Genomic DNA, 19,827 nt, shown 5'->3' on the forward strand with positions numbered 1-19,827 from the left:
CGTTACGTCAGTGATCACGGGAGGCAGCCTATGGCCATGACAATGAACGGCGAAGTTCAGCTTGCGGCGTCGCGCGAATCCGTATGGACCAAGCTCAACGATCCCGAGGTGCTGAAGGCCTGCATCCCCGGCTGCGAGGAACTGGAGAAGACCGAAGACGGCGGTTTTCGCGCGGTCGCCAAGATGAAGGTCGGCCCGGTGTCGGCGCGCTTCAAGGGCAAGGTCATGCTCAGCGATCTCGACCCGCCGAACGGCTACAAGATAACAGGCGAAGGCGAGGGCGGTGTGGCCGGCTTTGCCAAGGGCGGCGCGGCGGTGAAGCTGTCTGAGAAGGATGGCGGCACGCTGCTCTCCTATGATGTCGAGGCGCAGATCGGCGGCAAGTTGGCGCAGCTCGGCCAGCGCCTGATCAACGGCGCTGCCAAAAAGCTGGCCGACGAATTTTTTGCGAATTTCGCCAAGGCGGTACAGGGTTAGCTCTGCGCCTAAAGGCATAACTGCCTGCATTTCGGGCGATGTTGCCCGAAGGTGCAATGGCCCATATGATGGGTTGGAATAACTATAAGAACCGCTTCGCCTGACAGGGCGGGGTGCTGACCAGAGAGTCCTGATGGCCAAAATCTCCCTTATCGTGAATGGCAATCCCGTCAATGCCAATATCGACCCCCGCACCCTGCTGGTGCAGTTCCTGCGCGAGCATCTGCGGTTGACCGGGACCCATGTCGGCTGCGACACCTCGCAGTGCGGCGCCTGCGTCGTGCATCTCGACGGCAAGGCCGTGAAATCCTGCACCACGCTCGCGGTGATGGCCGACGGCCACGAGGTCAAGACCATCGAGGGGCTGGCCGCCGACGGCGCGCCGCTGCATCCGATGCAGGAGGCCTTCCGCGAGCATCACGGCTTGCAGTGCGGCTTCTGCACGCCCGGCATGATCATGACCGCGATCGACATCGTGCATCGCAAGGGGCACGAGCTCGACGACCACACGATTCGCGAAGAGCTCGAAGGCAATCTCTGCCGCTGCACCGGCTACCAGAACATCGTCGCCTCGATCGCCGCCGGCGCGAAGGCGATGGCGAAATCCGATCTCGCGTAAACCGACATTCGCGCGCATCTCGCGATCAGGAAGTCCATTATGTACGAATTCAAGTATCATCGCCCTGGGACCGTGCGGCAGGCGGCCAATCTCCTGGTGAAGAACGAGGACGCCAAGGTGATCGCCGGCGGCCATACGCTGATCCCCGTGATGAAGCAGCGCCTCGCAAGCCCGCCGCATCTCGTCGATCTCTCGCATATCGAAGGTCTCGACACGATCGAGATGAAGGGCCGTTCGCTGGTGATCGGCGCCACGGCGAAGCACGCCGATGTCGCGACGTCGGCCATCGTGGGTGAAGCGATCCCGGCGCTCGCGAGCCTTGCCGGCGGAATCGGCGATCCGGCGGTCCGTCACAAGGGCACGATCGGCGGCTCGCTCGCCAACAACGACCCGACCGCGGACTATCCGGCGGCGGTGCTGGCGCTCGGCGCCACCATCGTCACCAACAAGCGCCGTCTGAAGGCGGAAGAGTATTTCCAGGGCCTGTTCACGACCGCGCTCGAGGCGGATGAGATCATCACGAAGGTGATGTTCCCGCTGCCGAAGAAGGCGGCCTACGTCAAATTCCGCAACCAGGCCTCGCGCTATGCGCTGGTTGGCGTGTTCGTGGCGCGGCGTCCGTCGGATGTGCGCGTCGCCATCACCGGCGCCGGCTCGGACGGCGTGTTCCGCGTCACTGCGTTCGAGGAAGCCTTGAAGAAGCGCTTCTCCTCGAAGGTGTTCGACGGCATCGACGTGCCGGCCGAAGGCCTCAACAGCGATATCCACGGCAGCGCGGAGTATCGTGCGCACCTGATCGGGGTGCTGACGCGGCGCGCCGTCGACGCTGCCAACGCCAAAGAGTAGCGCACGATCCGGAAAAGTGTGCAGCGGTTTTCCGACAAGATCATGCGCAAATAAAAGTTGCCCGGACCGGGCGTAGCGAGACTGGCTCTTTCATGACTGCAGCGGCACTGCCGGCATCGGTCGATGCGATGCTCGAACTCCTCACTTCGCGCGGCTATCTTGCGGAGCGGTCGCTGGCGACGGTGACGTATCTGTCGCTGCGCATGGGGCGCCCGCTGTTTCTGGAAGGCGAGGCTGGCGTCGGCAAGACCGAGATCGCAAAAGTGCTGTCGACCGCGCTGGGACGGAAGCTGATCCGCCTGCAATGCTATGAGGGCCTCGACGTCTCTTCCGCGGTCTATGAGTGGAACAGCGCCGCACAGATGATCGCGATCCGGATGGCGGAGGCCGCCGGCGACACCGATCGCGAGCAGCTCTCGTCCGACATCTTCGCCGATCGTTATCTGATCAAGCGGCCGCTGCTCCAGGCGCTGGAGCCGGACGTTGCCGGCCCGCCGGTGCTGCTGATCGACGAGCTCGATCGCGCCGATGAGGCGTTCGAGGCGTATCTGCTCGAAATCCTCAGTGACTTCCAGGTGACCATCCCCGAATTCGGCACCGTGAAGGCGCCGCATCCGCCGATCGTCATCATTACCTCCAACCGCACCCGTGAGATCCACGACGCGCTGAAGCGGCGCTGTCTCTATCACTGGGTTGACTATCCCTCCGCCGAGCGCGAGCTCGCGATCATCAAGACGCGCGTGCCTGGCATCTCGGCAAAGCTGTCGCAGCAGGTGGTGCGTTTCGTGCAGGCGCTGCGCAACCAGGATTTCTACAAGTCCCCGGGCGTCGCCGAGACCATCGATTGGGCGACGGCACTCTCCGAACTCGACGCCCGCTCGCTGACGGCGCAGGTCGTCGGCGACACGCTGGGCGCGCTGCTCAAGTATCAGGACGACATCGTCCGCATGCAGGGCGATGCCTTGCAAAAGGTGCTGAAGGACGCGACGAGCGAGTCGTAAGGTTTCGTCATTCGGGGCGCGGCAAAGCGCGAAACCGGAATCTCGCGCTGCAACCTCTGGATTTCGGGTTCACGCTTCGCGTGCCCCGGAATGACGGAGGAGGGGATAGACCATGGCCATCAATCACCTTGCGCCTGACAAGACCGAGCAGTTCGCCGACAACATCGTCGGTTTCGCCCGCGCGCTTCGTGCTGCCGGTCTTCCCGTCGGCCCCGGCGCGGTGATCGATGCCGTCAACGCGCTCCAGGTGATCGACATCGGCAGCCGCGCCGACGTCTTCACCACGCTAGAGGCGATCTTCGTCAAGCGCCACGAGCATGCGCTGATCTTCAGGCAGGCCTTCAATCTGTTCTTCAGGCCTTCCGAAGAGTGGAAGCACATGCTGGATTCGGTGCCGCTGCCTGATCATGCCAAGAAGAAGCCGCCGCCGGCCTCCCGCCGCGTCCAGGAGGCGCTGTCGCAGCCGCAGATGACGGAGACGCCGCAGCACCAGGAGCAGGATCTGCGCCTGTCGGTCTCCGACAAGGAAATCCTTCAGAAGAAAGACTTCGCGCAGATGAGCGCGGCGGAGATCAGCGAAGCGCTGCGCGCAATCGAGAAGATGAAGCTGCCGCAGGCCGAGCTCCTGACGCGCCGGCATCGGCCCGATCGGCGCGGGTTGCGCCTCGACCTGCGCCGAACCTTACGGGCCTCGCTGCACACCGGCGGCGACATCATCGACATCCACCGCCTCGGGCGGATCGAGAAGCCGGCGCCGATCGTGGCGCTCTTGGATATCTCGGGCTCGATGAGCGAATACACCCGCCTGTTCCTGCATTTCCTCCATGCCATCACCGACGCGCGCAAGCGCGTCTCCGTCTTCCTGTTCGGCACCCGCCTCACCAACGTCACCCGTGCGCTCCGCCAGCGCGATCCGGACGAGGCGCTGGCAAGCTGCTCGGCGGCGGTGGAGGACTGGGCCGGCGGCACGCGGATTGCGACCTCGCTGCACAACTTCAACAAATTGTGGGCGCGGCGCGTGCTGAGCCAGGGCGCCATCGTGCTCCTGATCTCCGACGGGCTGGAGCGCGAGGCGGACTCCAAGCTCGCCTTCGAGATGGACCGGCTGCACCGCTCCTGCCGCCGGCTGATCTGGCTGAACCCGCTGCTCAGGTTTGGCGGCTTCGAGGCCAAGGCCCAGGGCATCAAAATGATGCTGCCCCACGTTGACGAATTCCGCCCGGTGCATAATTTGAGTTCGATCCAGGAGCTGATCAAGACGCTCTCCCAGCCGCTGCCGCCGCATCACCGCAGCCTGATCCGTTCCGCAGCTTGAGAGGTAGGCCATGCTCGATCGCGACGAGGATATCCTGAAGGCGGCGGAGGACTGGCAGAAGGCCGGCCATGGCGTAGCGCTTGCAACGGTGGTCGAGACCTGGGGCTCGGCACCGCGGCCGGCGGGCTCGAGCCTCGTGATCAACGACGACGGCACGTTTTTGGGCTCGGTGTCCGGCGGCTGCGTCGAAGGCGCCGTGGTCACCGAGGCCATGGACGTGATCGAGACGGGCAAGCCGAAAATGCTGGAGTTCGGCGTGGCCGACGAGACCGCCTGGAACGTCGGGTTGTCCTGCGGCGGTACCATCCGTGTCTTCGTCGAGAAGGTTGGCTAGCCGTGAAGCTCGAAACCCTGCACGAACTCAATGCCGAGCGCGCCGCGCGGCGGCCGGTCATCCTTGTCACCGACACCGAGAGCGGCGAGCAGCGGCTGGTGAAGGCCAAGGACTTTGCCAAGGATCCCCTGCGTGTCGAGCTGGAGAAGCAGCTCCGCACGGGTAAGAGCGGCAATGTCGAGGCCGGCGACAAGAAGCTGTTTCTCAACGTCTATGCGCCGACCGCGAAGATGGTGATCGTCGGGGCCGTCCATATCAGCCAGGCGCTGGCGCCGATGGCGCGCTCGCTCGGCTATGACGTCACGGTCGTCGATCCCCGCACGGCCTTTGCGAGCGCCGAGCGATTCCCGGACGTGCCGCTGATCGCGGAATGGCCCGACGTCGCGCTGCCGCCGCTCAACATCGACCACTACACCGCCTTCGTGGCGCTGACCCACGATCCCAAGATCGACGATCCCGCGCTGCTGCATGCCTTCGAGCGCGACTGCTTCTATATCGGCGCGCTCGGCTCGCGGAAGACGCATGCCAAGCGCGGCGACCGGTTGCGGGCGCAGGGTGCGAAGGATAGCGACATCGCGCGCATCCATGCGCCGATCGGCCTTGCGATCGGTGCGGTCTCGCCGTCCGAGATCGCTGTGTCGATCATGGCCGAGATCACGGCGCAACTCCGCCTGCCTCCGAAAGAAAAAGAAGTAGCGGCATGAAATTCGGCCCGGCGAGTCCGAAGGATGCGATTGGAGGGGTGACGGTCCACACCCTGCGCCAGGGTCCGCTGGTGCTGAAGAAGGGCACGACGATCGGCCCTGGCGAGGTCGAGGCGCTGACACGCGCCGGCATCAAGGACATCGTCGTGGTACGCATGGAGCAGGGCGACGTCTCCGAGGACGTCGCGGCCGCCAGCATTGCCGATGCTGTTGGCGGCGAGGGCATCCATGTCGAGCGCGCTTTCACCGGCCGCGCCAATCTGTTCGCGGCGCGCCCCGGCGTGCTGGTGATCGACCGCGCGGCGGTCGATCGTATCAACAATGTCGATGAAGCCATTACCTTTGCGACGCTCTCCGCCTTCAAGCCGGTGGTCGAGGGCGAGATGGTCGGCACCGTGAAGATCATCCCGTTCGGCGTCGAGGGCGGTTTGCGTGATGCCGCGGTGAAGGCCGCTGGCCGCGACGTGCTGCGCGTTGCGCCTTACGTGATCAAGCGTGTCGGCGTGGTCTCGACGCTGCTGCCGGGCCTGTCCTCCAAGGTCGTCGACAAGACGCTGCGCGTCACTGCCGAGCGGCTGGCGCCTGCGGGGGCTAACATCATCGCCGAGCGGCGGGTGCCGCATGAGGAGACGGCGCTATCGGCGGCGATCAAGGAGCTGCTCGGACTTGGCGCCGAGCTCGTCATCGTGTTCGGCGCCTCCGCGATCGCCGATCGCCGCGACGTGATCCCGGCGGCTATCACCGAGATCGGCGGCGCGATCGAGCATTTCGGCATGCCGGTCGATCCCGGCAATCTGCTGCTGATCGGCCGCGCCGGCCAGGTGCCCGTGCTGGGCGCGCCGGGCTGTGCGCGCTCGCCGGTGGAAAACGGCTTTGACTGGGTGCTAATGCGGCTCCTCGCCGGCATCAAGGTGACGCGCGCCGAGCTGATGGGTATGGGTGTCGGCGGCCTGTTGATGGAGATCGTCACGCGGCCGCAGCCGCGCGCAAAACCCGAGACCGAAGGCAACAGCCACGTCGCTGCGATCGTGCTCGCCGCCGGGCGGTCGACCCGGATGGGCGGGCCAAACAAGCTGCTCGCCGAGCTCGAGGGCAAGAAGCTGGTGCGGATCGCGACCGAGCAGGTGCTGGCCTCAAAGGCGTCCGAGGTGATCGTCGTCACCGGCCATCAGGCCGAGCTGGTCGAGCAGGCGCTTAGGGGCTTGAAGGTGAAGTTCGTTCGCAATCCGGATTTTGCCGGCGGCATCGCAAGTTCGGTCAAGGCCGGCATCGCGGCCGTGCCGGAGACCTGCGATGGCGCGCTGGTCTGCCTTGGCGATATGCCGCTGATCGATGCCGGGCTGGTCGACCGCCTGATCGACAGTTTTGCACCCGACCGCGGCAATCTGATTGCCGTGCCCGTCAGCGAGGGCCGCCGCGGCAATCCTGTGCTGTGGTCGCGCCGCTTCTTCAGCGAATTGATGACGCTCGACGGCGACATCGGCGCGCGCCATCTGATCGCCAAGCATGCGGAAGTCGTGGCCGAAGTCCCCGTCGATGGCGAGAGCGCCTTCCTCGACATCGATACGCCGCAAGCGCTGGAAGCCGCGAGACGCGGATAGAGATGCCGTAGGGTGGGCAAAGCGAAGCGTGCCCACCACTTCTCCCGCCAATCGACGAAAGATGGTGGGCACGGCGCAAGAGCGCCTTTGCCTACCCTACAAATCGGGTCTGCTTGCCGCCTCCCAATCTCCCGATTTCAACCACTCGTTCACCATCTGGAAACGACCGGCCGATAAGGTCTCCTCCGCCTGCCTCGGGGGAGGGGAATTTCCATGGCTTCGAACGTCGTCGCGCGCCGTTGCGCGATGTTTTTCTTTGGGCTGAGCGTTGCTGTGGCAGGGGCCCGCTACGTCACGGATGCACACGCCGCCGGCGCCTTCGCGGTCGGCAAGTGCGGCGCCTATGGTCATGCCTATGACTTCCCCGGCGAAGCTGCGGCGCGCGCCGCCGCACAAAAGCAGTGCAAGGGCGAGTGCACGACCGTGACCATGAAGCGCGCCTGCGCCGCGATGTCAGTCGATCTCGCCAATCCCTGCGGCGCTTATGGCTACGCCGTGAAGCCGAAGATCTCGACGACGCTCAACGCCGCCACGCGCGAATGCTACAAATATGGCGGCAAGGAATGCGTCATCCGTGCCTGGGCCTGCGACGCGAAGGGTTGAAGCCCCGCACGCGGTCGTTGGTGATGGCTCGGCCGATCAGGCCTCTGTCTCGATCGACCAGGGGACCTTCGCTTTTACGAAATCCGACCACGCCTTCCTGAGACGCGGTTCGGTACCGACCATCGCGTGTGCCTGCCAGCCGGCGATCGCGGCTGCCGCAGTGCTGCCGTTTGCGGACTCCGTGCCGATATCCGCGAGCAGCGAAGCCGTTGTCGCCATGTCGTTATAGATGCCGAGCTCGTGCTGCAAATCGGCCAGTCTGTCCGAGAAGCGTTTTGCAGACTTGCGCTGCCCATAGAGCGGCAACAGGAAATCAGCGACATAGCGCAGCTTCTTCACGGCGAGCCTCACGCAGTGCAGCTCATCAGGGGTGAGCGACTTGAAGCGGCGGCCGCGCTTGAGCACCTTCGCATGCTGGGCCGACAGAATACGCCGTGCGAAATTCATGGCGAGCTCGGCCAGTTGGCCCAAACGTTCCGCAGCGACTTCGCTGCGCCAGCCGCGCGTTTCGATCCAGCCGCCAAGCCCGATCACGAACGACGCAGCCCGGCGGTCGCCCAGCACCAGGCGCGCCTTGTCGTAGGAGGACGTCCGGCGTTGTTCTACGGCTTGATCCAGTGCGTCGAAGCCGGCGATCGAGGGGCAGCCTTGCGCGACGGTGCGCAGAGTGTCGTTCTGGAAGACGTCCCACTCGCGCGCGGCGGAGAGATTTTGTCCCAGCCACCTGGCCTCTGCGCGCAGCAGGTCGAGCTTGCTCTCCGATAGGACCGATTGCATCAGGTGCATGGCGGATCGCAGGCGGCGCAGGGCGACGCGAAGCTGATGAATCCCTTCGGGATCGCGGCCGTCCTCGGCGGCGGGAAGCGACTGGAGAAGATGAAGGAGACAGGCGCGCAGGATCGCGGCAAAGGTCTCATCGAGGGAGGCCGATGGATCGAGGCGCAGCTTGCGCGGCCTTCTTGCCGCCGGCGGGGTGTCGGCGGCAAGGTCAAATCCGCGCGCCGATTTGCTGCGGATGGATGGTTTCACCGGTCCATGCTCGGCGAGCCGCAGCGCAAGCTCGTAGACTGCGGACACGCTACCGGACTTGAGCTCGAGCTCGATCTCGCTGACCGGCATCGATCGATCGCCGGATTTCAGGAAGCCCTGGTCGAAAGCGACCTCGACGGTGCCGGATGGCAGGTCAACGATGCGCTGATGCCGGTGGATGTCGGTGGTGAAGACCGCCTCGAGCGGACGACGATCGAGATCCGTGCGCAGCTTCTCCGGGATGAACGGCAGCGCCAGCGCGACATCGGCAGCAGCGGAGGGTACGCTTGCCTCCCATTCGCCACGCCTGAGCGGATCGTTCTCGGAGTCGGCCTTCACGGTCTGTGTGAACCGAGCGCCGCTCTGGCGCACCCTGAAGCTCAATCCATGACGACGAAGCGCACGCTTGGGCGTGTCGTAGTAGATGGCCTTGAGGTGCTTTCGTGTGCCCTTGTTGCGCGCGTTCGCCGTGATGATCGGTGCATTGTTGAAATCCGCCAGGCGATCAGCGTCCACAAGCAGCTTGAGTTCGAGTTCGGCGGCGCGTGGAGCAACGTCACCGGACGGGGAGACATCCTGTGCAGGCGTCTCACCACCAGACGGCCTGGCGTCAGCGCCAAGGCCTTCGGCGTCCGAGACGTCGCCGTGCGCGAGCGCATCGTCAATGCGAGGCTCTTGTTCCGTGCGGGACGCGACAGAGTTCTTGGTTTTCTTCCTGTCTTCTGTGCTTCTCGTCCTGTCCTCCGGGACGTGATGGCCGTTGGACCGAGGTACATTACGCACGGTTTCGAAGGCCGGCTTCATGGCGCCAGATTCGGACATAGGATTTGTGTGACAGTTTGATGACAGTGCCGTGATGTATAGCCGACTCGACTCGCGTGGGGAAGCGGTCCCCGGTTGCATCGAGTTTGAAATTTTCCCGCTGTGAACAAATAGGTCAACCTGAGTTACATTCATCCTCAGATAGCACTCACTCGAGGAATTTTATTTCTCGATGCGTGGCAAGCGTGGGGAAAATCATGCAATTCGACACCAAGATCGCCGTCGTGATCCGCACCGATCTCCAAGCGTGGCAGAAGCTCAACGTGGCCTCGTTCCTCACCAGTGGAATCGCCGCCAACTTTCCCGAATGCATAGGCGAGCCTTACGAGGACGCGTCCGGGACCAAGTATCTTTCCTTGATCGGTCAACCGATCCTGATCTACGGCGCCGATGGTCCTGCACTGTCCCGCGCGCTCGATCGCGCGCTGACGCGCAATGTCACGCCCGCGGTCTATACGGAGGACATGTTCTCGACCACGCATGATGCTGCCAATCGCGAGGCGGTGAGGGCGGTCAGCCGCGCCGATCTCAATCTCGTTGGCATCGCGATGCGCGCCGAGCGCAAGGTGATCGATAAAATTTGCGATGGTTTGAAGTTCCATCACTGACATGTTCGCTCGCGCGTAAACCACTGTCACCGGATGTGTCTTCGCATCGTGTGCGCAAACATTGTGCTGTTTGACGTCAATCAAGGGCGCGCCGCTCGCGGCCATTAGTCTGCTTCCCGCAAATGCAATGGACTTTGCACAAATGCAAAGGACTTTGCACGAATGCAAAGGAGCAGACCGATGCCGACCATGAAAGCTGCCGTCGTCACCAGTTTTGGCAAGCCGCTCGAGATCAAGGATGTACCACTGCCGCAGCCTGGTCCTGGCGAGGTCCTGGTCAAGGTGAAGGCTTGCGGGGTCTGCCACACTGATTTGCACGCAGCGTCCGGCGATTGGCCGGTTAAACCGGTTCCGCCCTTCATTCCGGGGCACGAGGTCGCCGGCTCCGTCGCTGCGTTGGGACCCGGCGTCACCGACCTCAGGGTGGGCGACGCTGTCGGCGTCGCGTGGCTGCACGATTCGTGCATGGCTTGCGAATATTGCGAGACCGGCTGGGAGACGCTGTGCGAGCATCAGCACAACACCGGCTACAGCGTGAATGGTGGCTTTGCCGAATACGTCATCGCCGCTGCCGCGTTCGCGGCGAAGCTGCCGGCCAATATCGATTTCGCCGGCGTCGCACCGATCCTCTGCGCCGGCGTGACGACCTACAAGGGATTGAAGGAGACCGAGGCACGGCCCGGCGAATGGGTAGTGATCTCGGGCGTCGGCGGTCTCGGCCATGTCGCGATCCAATATGCCAAGGCGATGGGGCTCAAGGTCGCCGCCATCGACATCGCCGAAGACAAGCTGGCGCTGGCGCGCACGACGGGCGCCGATCTCGCAGTCAACGCGCTGAATGCAGATGCCGTCGACAAGGTGCTGGCCGCGACCGGGGGAGGGGCGCATGGCGTGCTGGTGACCGCCGTCTCAACGGCTGCCTTCGCGCAGGCGCTGAAGATGGCGCGCCGGAAGGGCACCGTCAGTCTCGTCGGTCTGCCGCCCGGCGAATTCCCGACCCCGATCTTCGATGTCGTGCTGAAGCGCATCACCGTGCGCGGCTCAATCGTCGGCACGCGCAGGGATCTCGATGAGGCCATCGCTTTTGCGGCCGACGGGAAGGTGCATGCTGAGGTCACCAAGGTCCCGCTCGCCGAGATCAACACGGTGTTCGAAAAGATGAAGGCCGGCAAGATCGACGGCCGCATGGTGCTCGATTTTGCCTAGATTAATTTAGCGCCGGCGTCTCACGCCGGCGGCATGGTGTCGAACTTGGGCAGGCTCGGATCGAGGCGATCCCAGTCATGACCGCGCGCTGCATAAGTTATCACCTGCGGCTTGTAGCGGGCCGGCTCGTCGAGGCTCGCGGCGCGGACGGTGAAGATGTCGGGCTGTGCTGCGAAGGTCATGTAGACCGGCAAACCGCACACGGAGCAGAAGGCGCGCGTCTTCACGTTGCCGCTGTCGCCGACCATGTCCCATTGCTTGGCCTCGCCCGTCACCGTGACGCCAGGGCGCGCGAAGGTAAGGTACGAGCCGTGGCCGGTGCCGCTTTCACGTTGACAGTCCCGGCACTGGCAGTGGTTGGCGAAGAGGGGCTCACTGGCAATCGAATAGCGGATCGCGCCGCAGGCGCAGCCGCCGGTATAGGGCTTGTTCATCGCGGGATCTCCCACTCACTGTTCGCCGCTGATCTCGTCGAGCTGCCGGACGACCTTCTTCCAGCCTCCGCTCATGACCGCGTAGGCGGAGTCGTTTCTGGGCATGACGAAGCCCGCATGAACCAGACGGATCCGCGTTCCGGCGTCGACTGGGGTGAGGGACCAGGTCACGATCGTGTCGAGCGGCGCGCCGTAGCCGGTGTTGCGCTCGTCGCCGCCCTTCCAGGCATAGACGAGACGCTGGTTCGGGATGACCTCCAGAACCCGGCAATGAATCACTCCATCCCAGGCGCCTCCCGGCGTGGTTTGGAAGGTGAAGGTGTTGCCTTCGATCGCCTCGAAGCCGGTCGGCGGCATCAGCCAGCGCGCGATCAACTGCGCGCTGGTCAGCGCCTTCCAGACTGTCGCGGGTGTGTGAGGGAAGACCTCTTCAATGGCGATGTCCCGGATATTCGCTTGGGTCTCGGCTTTCAACTCGGCTGCACTCACGGATCGATCTCCTTCAAGAGGTCACGCAGGTTCTGGAAGCGCTCGCGCCAGAAGACGCCATAATGATCCATCCACTCGACCAGAGGCTCGAGTCCCTGCGGCGCGGCGCGGTAGTAGACGTTGCGCCCCTCGGCGCGTTCGGCGACGAGGCCCGCCTGTTTCAGCGACTTCAGGTGTTGCGAGATCGCGCCCTGGGTCACGCCGCTGCCGCGCGTCAGCTCCGCGACGCAGATCTCCTTGCTCTGGAAAACACGCTCGAACACGGCGCGGCGGGTTGGATCGGCGAGAGCGCGCATGACGGTGGTGACGGAGTTTGGAGCGGCTTCGAGCATGCCATTAAATTAGCGTACGCTAATGAATTAGTCAAGGCTAATTTGTCCGAGGTGGATGTTTTCAGGCGAATCCAATTGACGATGACTGACCAGTCAGTCATAAATTACAGATGTCAAAGAAGCCGACCAAACCCGTCATGTCATCCGCAGTCCGCGCCAAGAGCGATGCGCACGAAGCCGGCGAAGCTGCCGCTCCCGGATCAAACCGCGCCACGCGCGCGGCGGAGCGGCGTGCGGCGATCGTGGAGGCGGCTCTGGAAGAGTTCATCGCGCGCGGCTTTGCGGCGACGCGGCTCGACGACATCGCCAAGCGCGCGGGCGTGGCGAAGGGCACGATCTACCTGCACTTCAAGGACAAGGAATCCATGTTCGAGGAGCTGGTGCGCATCGTCATCGTGCCAGTGGTCGAGCGGCTCACCACGCTGCCGCCGCCGACCGGCTCGGTGCGCGATCTCGTCGAGGCCTTTGCGACCAATTTCCTGAAGGAGGTTGCGAACACCAGGCGCGGCGATCTCGTGCGCCTGATCGTGGCGGAGGGGCCGCGCTTTCCGGCCGTGGCCGACTTTTACTATCGCGAGGTGGTGTCGCGCGGGATGGCCGGCATGCGCGCGCTGATCGAACTCGGGATCGCCCGCGGTGAGATTCAGCAAAAGAACCTCGCGCGCTTTCCCCAGATCCTGGTCGCGCCGGCGCTGATCGCGGTGATCTGGCAGAGCCTGTTTGCGCGGCATTTCCCCCTCGACGCGCAGGAGATGCTGCGCGTCCATCTCGATTTGATTTTTGGCGAACGGAGGACGACATGAGGTCGTCGCAAACCATTTCTCACCTCATCCTGAGGAGCGCGGAACGCGCGTCTCGAAGGATGAAGGCCCGGTTGTTGCCCCTCGCCCTTCGAGACGCCGCTTCGCGGCTCCTCAGGGTGAGGGTTCGACAGAGGCATCTGCCGCCCCAGGCGATTCAGTTTTCGGTGCCTCTCGCGCGACTCTGTGCGATCGCGGCCCTGGTGCTTGCAACCGGGCTTGCCGCCTGCAAGGAGAGCCGCGATCCCGGCTTCCAGGGCTGGGTCGAGGCCGACATGATCTTCGTCAGCCCCGATGAGGCCGGCCGCGTCACCAAGCTCAACGTCCGCGAAGGCGACGAGGTGAAGGTCGGCGACGCCCTTTACTCGGTCGACGACGATCTCCAGCTTGCCGATCTCAATCAGACCAAGGCGACGCTGGCGAACGCGCAGCAGACCCATGATCGTGCGGAGTCGCTTAGAAAGACCGGCTCCGGTACGCAGGTGACGCTCGATTCTGCCGTCTCGGACCTGCGGGTCGCTGAGGCGCGCGTGGTGACCTCGGAGACGCGGCTGGCGCGGCGCAAGGGTTTTGCGCCGGTTGCCGGCACCATCCAGCAGATCTATTTCCGCGAGGGCGAGATGGTGGCGGCGCAGCGGCCAGTGCTGTCGATCATGCCGCCGGGCAACATGAAGCTGCGCTTCTTCGTGCCGGAGACCGAGCTGCCCAAGCTTGCGATCGGCGATCAGGTGCGGGTCGCCTGCGACAATTGTGCGGCCGATCTCACCGCGAAGATCTATTTCATCGCGACCACGGCCGAATACACCCCGCCGGTGATCTACAGCCTCGATGAGCGCAACAAGCTCGTGTACTTGATCCAGGCGCGGCCGTCGCGGCCCGATGCGCTGCGCGTGGGCCAGCCGATCAGCGTGTATCTCAATCCCAAAACTCCGGTAGCGGACAAGCGATGAGCGGGACAGCCGGCAACGGTATCGCGATCGACGTCAAAGGACTGACAAAGTCCTTTGGCGGCCGCGAGGTCGTGCACGATCTGTCGATGCAGGTGAAGCGCGGCTCGATCTACGGCTTTCTCGGTCCCAACGGAAGTGGCAAGACCACGACCATTCGCATGCTCTGCGGGCTTCTGACGCCCGACAGCGGCGAGGGCACCTGTCTCGGCTACGACATCAGGCGCGATGCCGATCGCATCAAGCGCCAGGTCGGCTACATGACCCAGCGCTTCAGCCTGTATCAGGACCTCTCGGTGCGCGAGAACCTGGAGTTCGTTGCGCGGCTCTACGGCATGCGCGATGCGCGCGGCGCGGCAGGCGAGATGATCAAGCGGCTCGGTCTGTCGGGCCGCGAGGAGCAGCTTGCGGGCGAGCTCTCCGGCGGCTGGAAGCAACGGCTGGCGCTGGGCGCTTGCACGCTGCCCAATCCGCAACTCCTGCTGCTGGACGAGCCGACCGCCGGCGTCGATCCCAAGGCGCGGCGCGACTTCTGGAACGAGATCCATGCGCTCGCCGCCGAAGGCCTCACCGTGCTGGTGTCAACTCATTACATGGACGAGGCCGAGCGCTGCCACGAGATCGCTTACATCGCCTACGGCCATCTCCTCACCCATGGCACGGTCGACGAGGTGATCGCGAAATCCGCGCTCACCACCTACACCGTCACTGGCGATGATTTGAACGGGCTCGCCGCCGAGCTCACCGGCAAGCCCGGCGTCGACATGGTGGCGCCGTTCGGCACCTCGCTGCACGTCTCGGGCCGCGACGTCGCGGCGCTGGAAGCCAGTATCGCGCCCTTGCGCGACCGGGATGGCATGCACTGGCAGAAATCGCATCCCTCGCTCGAAGACGTCTTCATCGAACTCATGAACCGCTCCAGGGACAATTTCCAATAAGGACAATTTCCAATGAGCGTTACAGACATATCGGATCACGGTCACGACATCCGCGAGCGCTTCGGCTTCTGGCGGCGCTCCTATGCGATGGTGGTGAAGGAGTTCATCCAGCTCCGCCGCGACCGCGTCTCCTTCGCCATGATCGTGATCATCCCGGTGATGCAGCTTCTGCTGTTCGGCTATGCCATCAACACCACGCCGCACAATCTGCCGAGCGCCGTCCTGCTCCAGGAGGATAGCGATCTCGCGCGCTCCGTGCTGAAGGCGCTGGAGAACACCGCCTATTTCCGTTTCACCCGCGAGGTGCACGACGTCGACGAGTTCGACAACCTGCTGAAGTCCGGTAAGGTGCTGTTCGGCGTCGAGATCCCGCGCGGCTTCGAGCGCGCGGTGCGGCGCGGCGACAAGCCGGCGCTGCTGGTCGCCGCCGATGCGACCGATCCGGTCGCGGCAAGCGCAGCGCTCGGCTCGCTCGGCATGATCGTGCAGACCGCGCTCCAGCACGATCTCTACATCGGCGATCCCCCGGAGATGCCGTTCGAGATCCGTGCGCACGCCCGCTACAATCCGGCCGCGTCCTCGCGGCTGAACATCGTGCCGGGCCTCGTCGGCACCATCCTGACCATGACCATGCTGATCTTCACCGCGCTGTCCGTCACGCGCGAGGTCGAGCGCGGCACCATGGAAAGCCTGCTCTCGATGCCGATACGGCCGGTCGAGGTGATGTTCGGGAAGATCATCCCTTACGTGCTGGTCGGCTTCATTCAGGCCTTCCTGATCCTCTCGATCGGCGTGTTGCTGTTCGGCGTGCCCGTGCTCGGCAGCCTCACCTTGCTGGCGCTGCTTTCGACGCTGTTCATCACCACCAATCTCGCAATCGGCTACACGTTCTCGACCATCGTGCAGAACCAGCTCCAGGCCATGCAGATGTCGATGATGTTCTTCCTGCCGAGCATCTTGCTGTCCGGCTTCATGTTCCCGTTCGCTGGCATGCCGGTCTGGGCACAATATCTCGGCGAGGGCCTGCCGCTGACGCATTATGTGCGTATCGTCCGCGCCATCATGCTCAAAGGCGCAACCGTCCAGAACCTGCAATATGACACTTTGGCGCTGGCAGCCCTCATGCTGGTCGCCATGGTCATCGCCGTGACGCGCTTCCGCCGCACGCTCGATTGAGGCAAAATGCCCCGCAACGACGAGGGGCGAGATGGTCAGTTTTGCGAGCAGGACCGGCGGGCAGAAGGCCGCGATATCGGCGGATTTCGAGCACGAGCTGGCGCGCGAGGTACTGCGGACCGAGCTGTTGCGCGTGAAGGCGCTGATCGTGACGGGATGCGTCATGATCCTGTTCATCACTGCGATGTACCTGATCGCCCCGAGCGTCGTGGACCGGGTCTGGCACGGGACGTCCGGGCTGATCCAGGTCTATAGCCTGCTGATCGGATTTGTCCTGTTCGAGGTCTGGGTTCAGTCCCAGATCAGGCGAAATCTCAGGCTCGATCGGGACGTGCCGGTGGTCAGGCGGTACATCGGGACGCTGATCGAGACCTCGCTGCCGACGGTCATCCTGGTCCTGGAGATCCGCAGTATGGGGGCAATCCCTGCACTCGGTTTTGCCGTGCCCCTGGTCTATTTCATCTTCATCATTCTCTCGACGCTGCGCCTCGATTTCTGGTTGTCGGCCTTCACCGGATTCGTGGCGGCTGCCCAGCTCCTCGCCGTCGCACTCTATTTCGATCCCGTCAGCGGCGCCGGCGAGCCTCAGGCCTATTTCCATGCGGTGCGCAGCTGCATCATCCTGGTCTGCGGCGTGCTCGCAGGCGCCGTCGGCGCGCAGCTTCGCCGCCAGTTCGCGGCAAGCATCACGGCAGCTACCGCGCGCGACCGCGTCACAAACCTGTTCGGCCAGCACGTCTCGCCGCAGGTCGTCGAGCGGCTGATGGCGGAGGGGACCAGCGCGGGCGGCGACATCAGGCGTGTCGCGGTGATGTTCGTCGACTTCCGCGGCTTCACCGCCGGCGCACGCTCGCGCTCGCCGCAGGACGTGGTCGATCGGCTCGACGGCGCCTTCGCCGTGCTGGTCGACATCCTCGATCGCCATGGCGGCATCGTGAACAAGTTCTTGGGCGACGGTTTTCTCGCACTGTTTGGGGCACCGCTCGCCGCATCCGACGCCGCGCACCGGGCCGTCGCTGCCGGCCGCGAGATGCTCAGCGCGATGGACCACATCAACGCGCAATCGAGCTGGCCGCTGCGGATCGGCATCGGCATCCATTTCGGCGAGGTCGTCGCCGGCAATATCGGCTCACCCCGGCGCAAGGAGTATACGGTGATCGGCGACACCGTGAACTTTGCCTCAAGGCTGGAGGCGCTGAACAAGGATTTCGGCTCGCAGCTCCTGATTTCGTCCGCGGTGCGCGATGTCCTCGGTGACGATGGCGACGATGCCGTCGCGCTCGGAGAGGTCGAGGTGCGCGGCTACGAGCGGCCGATGGCGGTTTTTCAGTTGGGGTAGTGGACTCCGATGCCCGTCATTCCGGGGCGCCCTAAGGGCGAACCCGGAATCTCGAGATTCCGGGTTCGGCTCTTCGAGCTGCCCCGGAATGACGACCACCAGGCTTTAGGAGGGTGAAGGTATTTCAGTAGTTCTTGACTCATTTCTCATCTAGTCATCTATATGACTATATGAATTCAGCCCCGCTCGACGACCGCCTGCCACGCTACCAGCGCCTGCGCGACGATCTCGCCGCGCGGATCAACCGCAATGAATGGAGGCCGGGCGAGCCGATTCCGTCCGAAGCCGAGCTCGCCGCGCATTACGGCGTCGCGATCGGCACCGTGCGGAAGGCGATCGATCAGCTCGTCAGCGACACCGTGCTTGAGCGCCAGCAGGGCCGCGGCACCTTCGTCCGCCGCGCGCGCTTCAACTCCTCGCTGTTCCGCTTCTTCCGCTTCCAGTCCGAGAGCGGCGAGCGCCGCGTGCCGCAAAGCCGCATCCTCAGGCGGAAATGCGTGCCGGCAACCTCTGCCGTCGCATCCGCGCTGCGTATCTCCGTCGGCGAGCCCGTGATCAGTCTGTCGCGCCTGCGCCTGATTGACGACGTGCCGCTGCTTGCCGAAGAGATCTGGCTGCAAAAGTCGCGCTTCGCGGCGATCCTCGACATCGACCCGTCCGAGTTCGGCGACCTGCTTTATCCGCTCTACGAGGAGCGCTGCGGCGAGGTCGTGGTGTCGGCGGAGGAAATCCTGACCGTCGAGACTGCGAGCGAGATGCAGGCTCGCCTGTTGCGGCTCGAGGCCCGCGCGCCGCTGATCGTCATCGAGCGTCTCGCGCTCGATCTCGAGCGGCGCCCGATCGAATGGCGCCGCTCGCGCGGGCCGGCCAACCGCTTCCGCTACCACGCCGAGATCCGGTGAGCGCGAGCGAAAACGACATCAAGCAATAACCAATTTTCAGGGAAGAGACGATGGCAAACTGGTACAGCGAAAGCTCGCCGCTCGAGCGGCGCACCTTCTGGGCAAGCTTCGGCGGATGGGCGCTGGATGCGCTCGACGTCCAGATGTTCGGCCTTGCGATCCCCGCGCTGATCGCGGCCTTTGGCATCAGCAAGGCCGATGCCGGCCTGCTTGGCTCGGTCACCCTGTTCTTCGGCGCTTTCGGCGGCTGGCTTGGCGGCGCGCTCGGTGACCGCTTCGGGCGCGTCAAGGCGTTGCAGATCACGGTCGCTGCCTTCGCGCTTGCGACCTTTGCCAGCGCTTTTGCGATGAGCTTTGCGCAACTCCTGGTCCTGAAGGCCATCCAGGGCCTCGGCTTCGGCGCCGAATGGGCCTGCGGCGCGGTGCTGATGGCCGAGATCATCCGTCCCGAGCATCGCGGCAAGGCGCTCGGCTCGGTGCAGAGCGCCTGGGCGGTGGGGTGGGGCGCAGCCGTGCTGCTGTCGGCGCTGGTCTTCACTTATGCGCCGGCGGATATCGCGTGGCGGATCCTGTTCGCGGTCGGACTGTTGCCCGCGCTCCTCATCATCTTCATCCGCCGCGGCCTGAAGGAGCCGCAGCGCGTGGCACCGAGCGCAGCTCAGCCGCCGTTCTTTGCCACACTCGCCGGCATCTTCCATCGCGACGTGCTGCGCGCGACGCTGATCGGCGGTCTCTTCGGTACTGGTGCCCATGGCGGCTATGCCGCGCTGACCACGTTCCTGCCGACATACCTGCGCGAGGTGCGGCATCTGTCGGTGCTGGGCTCGAGCGGCTATCTCGCCGTCATCATCGTCGCCTTCTTCTGCGGCTGCGTGACGAGCGGCATCATCAGCGACCGCATCGGCCGCAGAGCCAACGTCGCGTTCTTCGCCACCACCTGCATCGTCACCGTGCTTATCTACATCTTCGCGCCGCTGACCAATTCGCAGATGCTGGTGCTGGGTTTTCCCCTCGGCTTCTTCTCCGCGGGCATTCCGGCGAGCATGGCCGCGCTGTTCAGCGAGCTCTATCCGGCAGGCGTGCGCGGCACCGGCGTCGGCTTCTGCTACAATTTCGGCCGCGTCGTCTCCGCCGCGTTTCCGTTTCTCGTCGGCTATCTCAGCGACCATATCGGGCTTGGGCCGGCGATCGGGATCGACGCGGCGTTTGCCTATTCGCTGGTGCTGATCGCGGTGCTGCTGCTGCCCGAGACCCGGGGCAAGGTGTTCGAGCAGGCCGTAGCCGGCACACGAGCCTGAGCTGCGA

The 19,827-nt window shown here is 64.4% G+C and carries 22 protein-coding genes; 18 read left to right on the forward strand and 4 right to left on the reverse strand.

Features of this window, described 5'->3' with window-relative positions; genetic code table 11:
- Positions 1 to 30 precede the first annotated feature (30 nt).
- The 9 genes from SO140_RS24405 to SO140_RS24445 all read left to right on the forward strand — a co-directional run bounded on the left by SO140_RS24405 (position 31) and on the right by SO140_RS24445 (position 7,500).
- A complete protein-coding gene (locus SO140_RS24405; protein WP_449377208.1) occupies positions 31 to 477 on the forward strand; it encodes an SRPBCC family protein in 447 nt (148 codons plus the stop codon).
- A gap of 133 nt (positions 478 to 610) precedes the next feature.
- Positions 611 to 1,096 carry a (2Fe-2S)-binding protein gene (locus tag SO140_RS24410; protein ID WP_449377209.1) on the forward strand — a complete coding sequence of 162 codons (486 nt, stop codon included), beginning with the start codon at positions 611 to 613 and terminating at the stop codon, positions 1,094 to 1,096.
- A gap of 39 nt (positions 1,097 to 1,135) precedes the next feature.
- The gene (locus tag SO140_RS24415; protein ID WP_449377210.1) at positions 1,136 to 1,942 is read left to right on the forward strand and encodes an FAD binding domain-containing protein; all 807 of its coding nucleotides are present in this window, start codon (positions 1,136 to 1,138) and stop codon (positions 1,940 to 1,942) included.
- Positions 1,943 to 2,034: 92 nt separating this feature from the next.
- Entirely contained in the window at positions 2,035 to 2,943 is a 909-nt protein-coding gene (locus SO140_RS24420) for an AAA family ATPase (protein WP_449377211.1), read from the forward strand.
- A 112-nt stretch (positions 2,944 to 3,055) separates the two neighbouring features.
- Positions 3,056 to 4,258 carry a vWA domain-containing protein gene (locus tag SO140_RS24425; protein ID WP_449377212.1) on the forward strand — a complete coding sequence of 401 codons (1,203 nt, stop codon included), beginning with the start codon at positions 3,056 to 3,058 and terminating at the stop codon, positions 4,256 to 4,258.
- A 10-nt stretch (positions 4,259 to 4,268) separates the two neighbouring features.
- A complete protein-coding gene (locus SO140_RS24430; protein ID WP_027525321.1) occupies positions 4,269 to 4,592 on the forward strand; it encodes an XdhC family protein in 324 nt (107 codons plus the stop codon).
- A 2-nt stretch (positions 4,593 to 4,594) separates the two neighbouring features.
- Positions 4,595 to 5,296 (forward strand): XdhC family protein, encoded by a 702-nt coding sequence (locus SO140_RS24435; RefSeq protein ID WP_449377213.1) that lies wholly within the window; start codon positions 4,595 to 4,597, stop codon positions 5,294 to 5,296.
- On the forward strand, positions 5,293 to 6,897 hold the full coding sequence (locus tag SO140_RS24440; RefSeq protein WP_449377214.1) for an NTP transferase domain-containing protein: 1,605 nt from the start codon (positions 5,293 to 5,295) through the stop codon (positions 6,895 to 6,897). Before SO140_RS24435 ends, SO140_RS24440 begins: the two co-directional genes overlap by 4 nt.
- A gap of 213 nt (positions 6,898 to 7,110) precedes the next feature.
- Positions 7,111 to 7,500, forward strand: coding sequence for a DUF4189 domain-containing protein (locus SO140_RS24445; RefSeq protein WP_449377215.1), 390 nt, complete (start codon positions 7,111 to 7,113; stop codon positions 7,498 to 7,500).
- A 36-nt stretch (positions 7,501 to 7,536) separates the two neighbouring features.
- On the opposite strand, the gene SO140_RS24450 is transcribed toward SO140_RS24445, so the two are convergent.
- The gene (locus tag SO140_RS24450; RefSeq protein WP_449377216.1) at positions 7,537 to 9,333 is read right to left on the reverse strand and encodes a CYTH and CHAD domain-containing protein; all 1,797 of its coding nucleotides are present in this window, start codon (positions 9,331 to 9,333) and stop codon (positions 7,537 to 7,539) included.
- A gap of 215 nt (positions 9,334 to 9,548) precedes the next feature.
- Between SO140_RS24450 and SO140_RS24455 the strand changes: the two genes are divergently transcribed.
- Positions 9,549 to 9,959 (forward strand): DUF2000 family protein, encoded by a 411-nt coding sequence (locus tag SO140_RS24455; RefSeq protein ID WP_449377217.1) that lies wholly within the window; start codon positions 9,549 to 9,551, stop codon positions 9,957 to 9,959.
- A 180-nt stretch (positions 9,960 to 10,139) separates the two neighbouring features.
- Positions 10,140 to 11,165 carry an alcohol dehydrogenase AdhP gene (gene adhP / locus SO140_RS24460; protein WP_449377218.1) on the forward strand — a complete coding sequence of 342 codons (1,026 nt, stop codon included), beginning with the start codon at positions 10,140 to 10,142 and terminating at the stop codon, positions 11,163 to 11,165.
- 20 nt (positions 11,166 to 11,185) lie between these two features.
- On the opposite strand, the gene SO140_RS24465 is transcribed toward adhP, so the two are convergent.
- From SO140_RS24465 to SO140_RS24475, 3 genes are read right to left on the reverse strand one after another with little or no spacing between them, the layout of a single operon-like run.
- On the reverse strand, positions 11,186 to 11,599 hold the full coding sequence (locus tag SO140_RS24465) for a GFA family protein (protein ID WP_449377219.1): 414 nt from the start codon (positions 11,597 to 11,599) through the stop codon (positions 11,186 to 11,188).
- A 15-nt stretch (positions 11,600 to 11,614) separates the two neighbouring features.
- Complete coding sequence (locus tag SO140_RS24470; protein ID WP_449377220.1) at positions 11,615 to 12,088, reverse strand: SRPBCC family protein; 474 nt, start codon at positions 12,086 to 12,088, stop codon at positions 11,615 to 11,617.
- Entirely contained in the window at positions 12,085 to 12,420 is a 336-nt protein-coding gene (locus SO140_RS24475; protein WP_449377221.1) for an ArsR/SmtB family transcription factor, read from the reverse strand. Before SO140_RS24475 ends, SO140_RS24470 begins: the two co-directional genes overlap by 4 nt.
- Positions 12,421 to 12,530: 110 nt before the next feature.
- Here SO140_RS24475 and SO140_RS24480 point away from each other — a divergent pair, with 110 nt between their 5' ends.
- From SO140_RS24480 to SO140_RS24510, 7 genes are all read left to right on the forward strand, one after another.
- Positions 12,531 to 13,223 carry a TetR/AcrR family transcriptional regulator gene (locus SO140_RS24480; protein ID WP_449377222.1) on the forward strand — a complete coding sequence of 231 codons (693 nt, stop codon included), beginning with the start codon at positions 12,531 to 12,533 and terminating at the stop codon, positions 13,221 to 13,223.
- Positions 13,220 to 14,170, forward strand: coding sequence for an HlyD family secretion protein (locus SO140_RS24485; protein ID WP_449377223.1), 951 nt, complete (start codon positions 13,220 to 13,222; stop codon positions 14,168 to 14,170). The genes SO140_RS24480 and SO140_RS24485 overlap by 4 nt, the downstream gene beginning before the upstream one ends.
- Positions 14,167 to 15,105, forward strand: a complete 939-nt coding sequence (locus tag SO140_RS24490; RefSeq protein ID WP_449377224.1) for an ABC transporter ATP-binding protein — start codon at positions 14,167 to 14,169, stop codon at positions 15,103 to 15,105. Before SO140_RS24485 ends, SO140_RS24490 begins: the two co-directional genes overlap by 4 nt.
- A gap of 12 nt (positions 15,106 to 15,117) precedes the next feature.
- Positions 15,118 to 16,281, forward strand: a complete 1,164-nt coding sequence (locus SO140_RS24495; protein WP_449377225.1) for an ABC transporter permease — start codon at positions 15,118 to 15,120, stop codon at positions 16,279 to 16,281.
- Positions 16,282 to 16,312: 31 nt separating this feature from the next.
- Positions 16,313 to 17,620 (forward strand): adenylate/guanylate cyclase domain-containing protein, encoded by a 1,308-nt coding sequence (locus SO140_RS24500; RefSeq protein WP_449377226.1) that lies wholly within the window; start codon positions 16,313 to 16,315, stop codon positions 17,618 to 17,620.
- Between the two features lie 170 nt (positions 17,621 to 17,790).
- On the forward strand, positions 17,791 to 18,522 hold the full coding sequence (locus tag SO140_RS24505; RefSeq protein ID WP_449377227.1) for a GntR family transcriptional regulator: 732 nt from the start codon (positions 17,791 to 17,793) through the stop codon (positions 18,520 to 18,522).
- Between the two features lie 50 nt (positions 18,523 to 18,572).
- Positions 18,573 to 19,820: an MFS transporter gene (locus SO140_RS24510; RefSeq protein WP_449377228.1), complete on the forward strand. Its 1,248-nt coding sequence runs from the start codon at positions 18,573 to 18,575 to the stop codon at positions 19,818 to 19,820.
- Positions 19,821 to 19,827 lie beyond the last annotated feature (7 nt).

This window comes from Bradyrhizobium sp. UFLA05-108 (genome assembly GCF_059803455.1).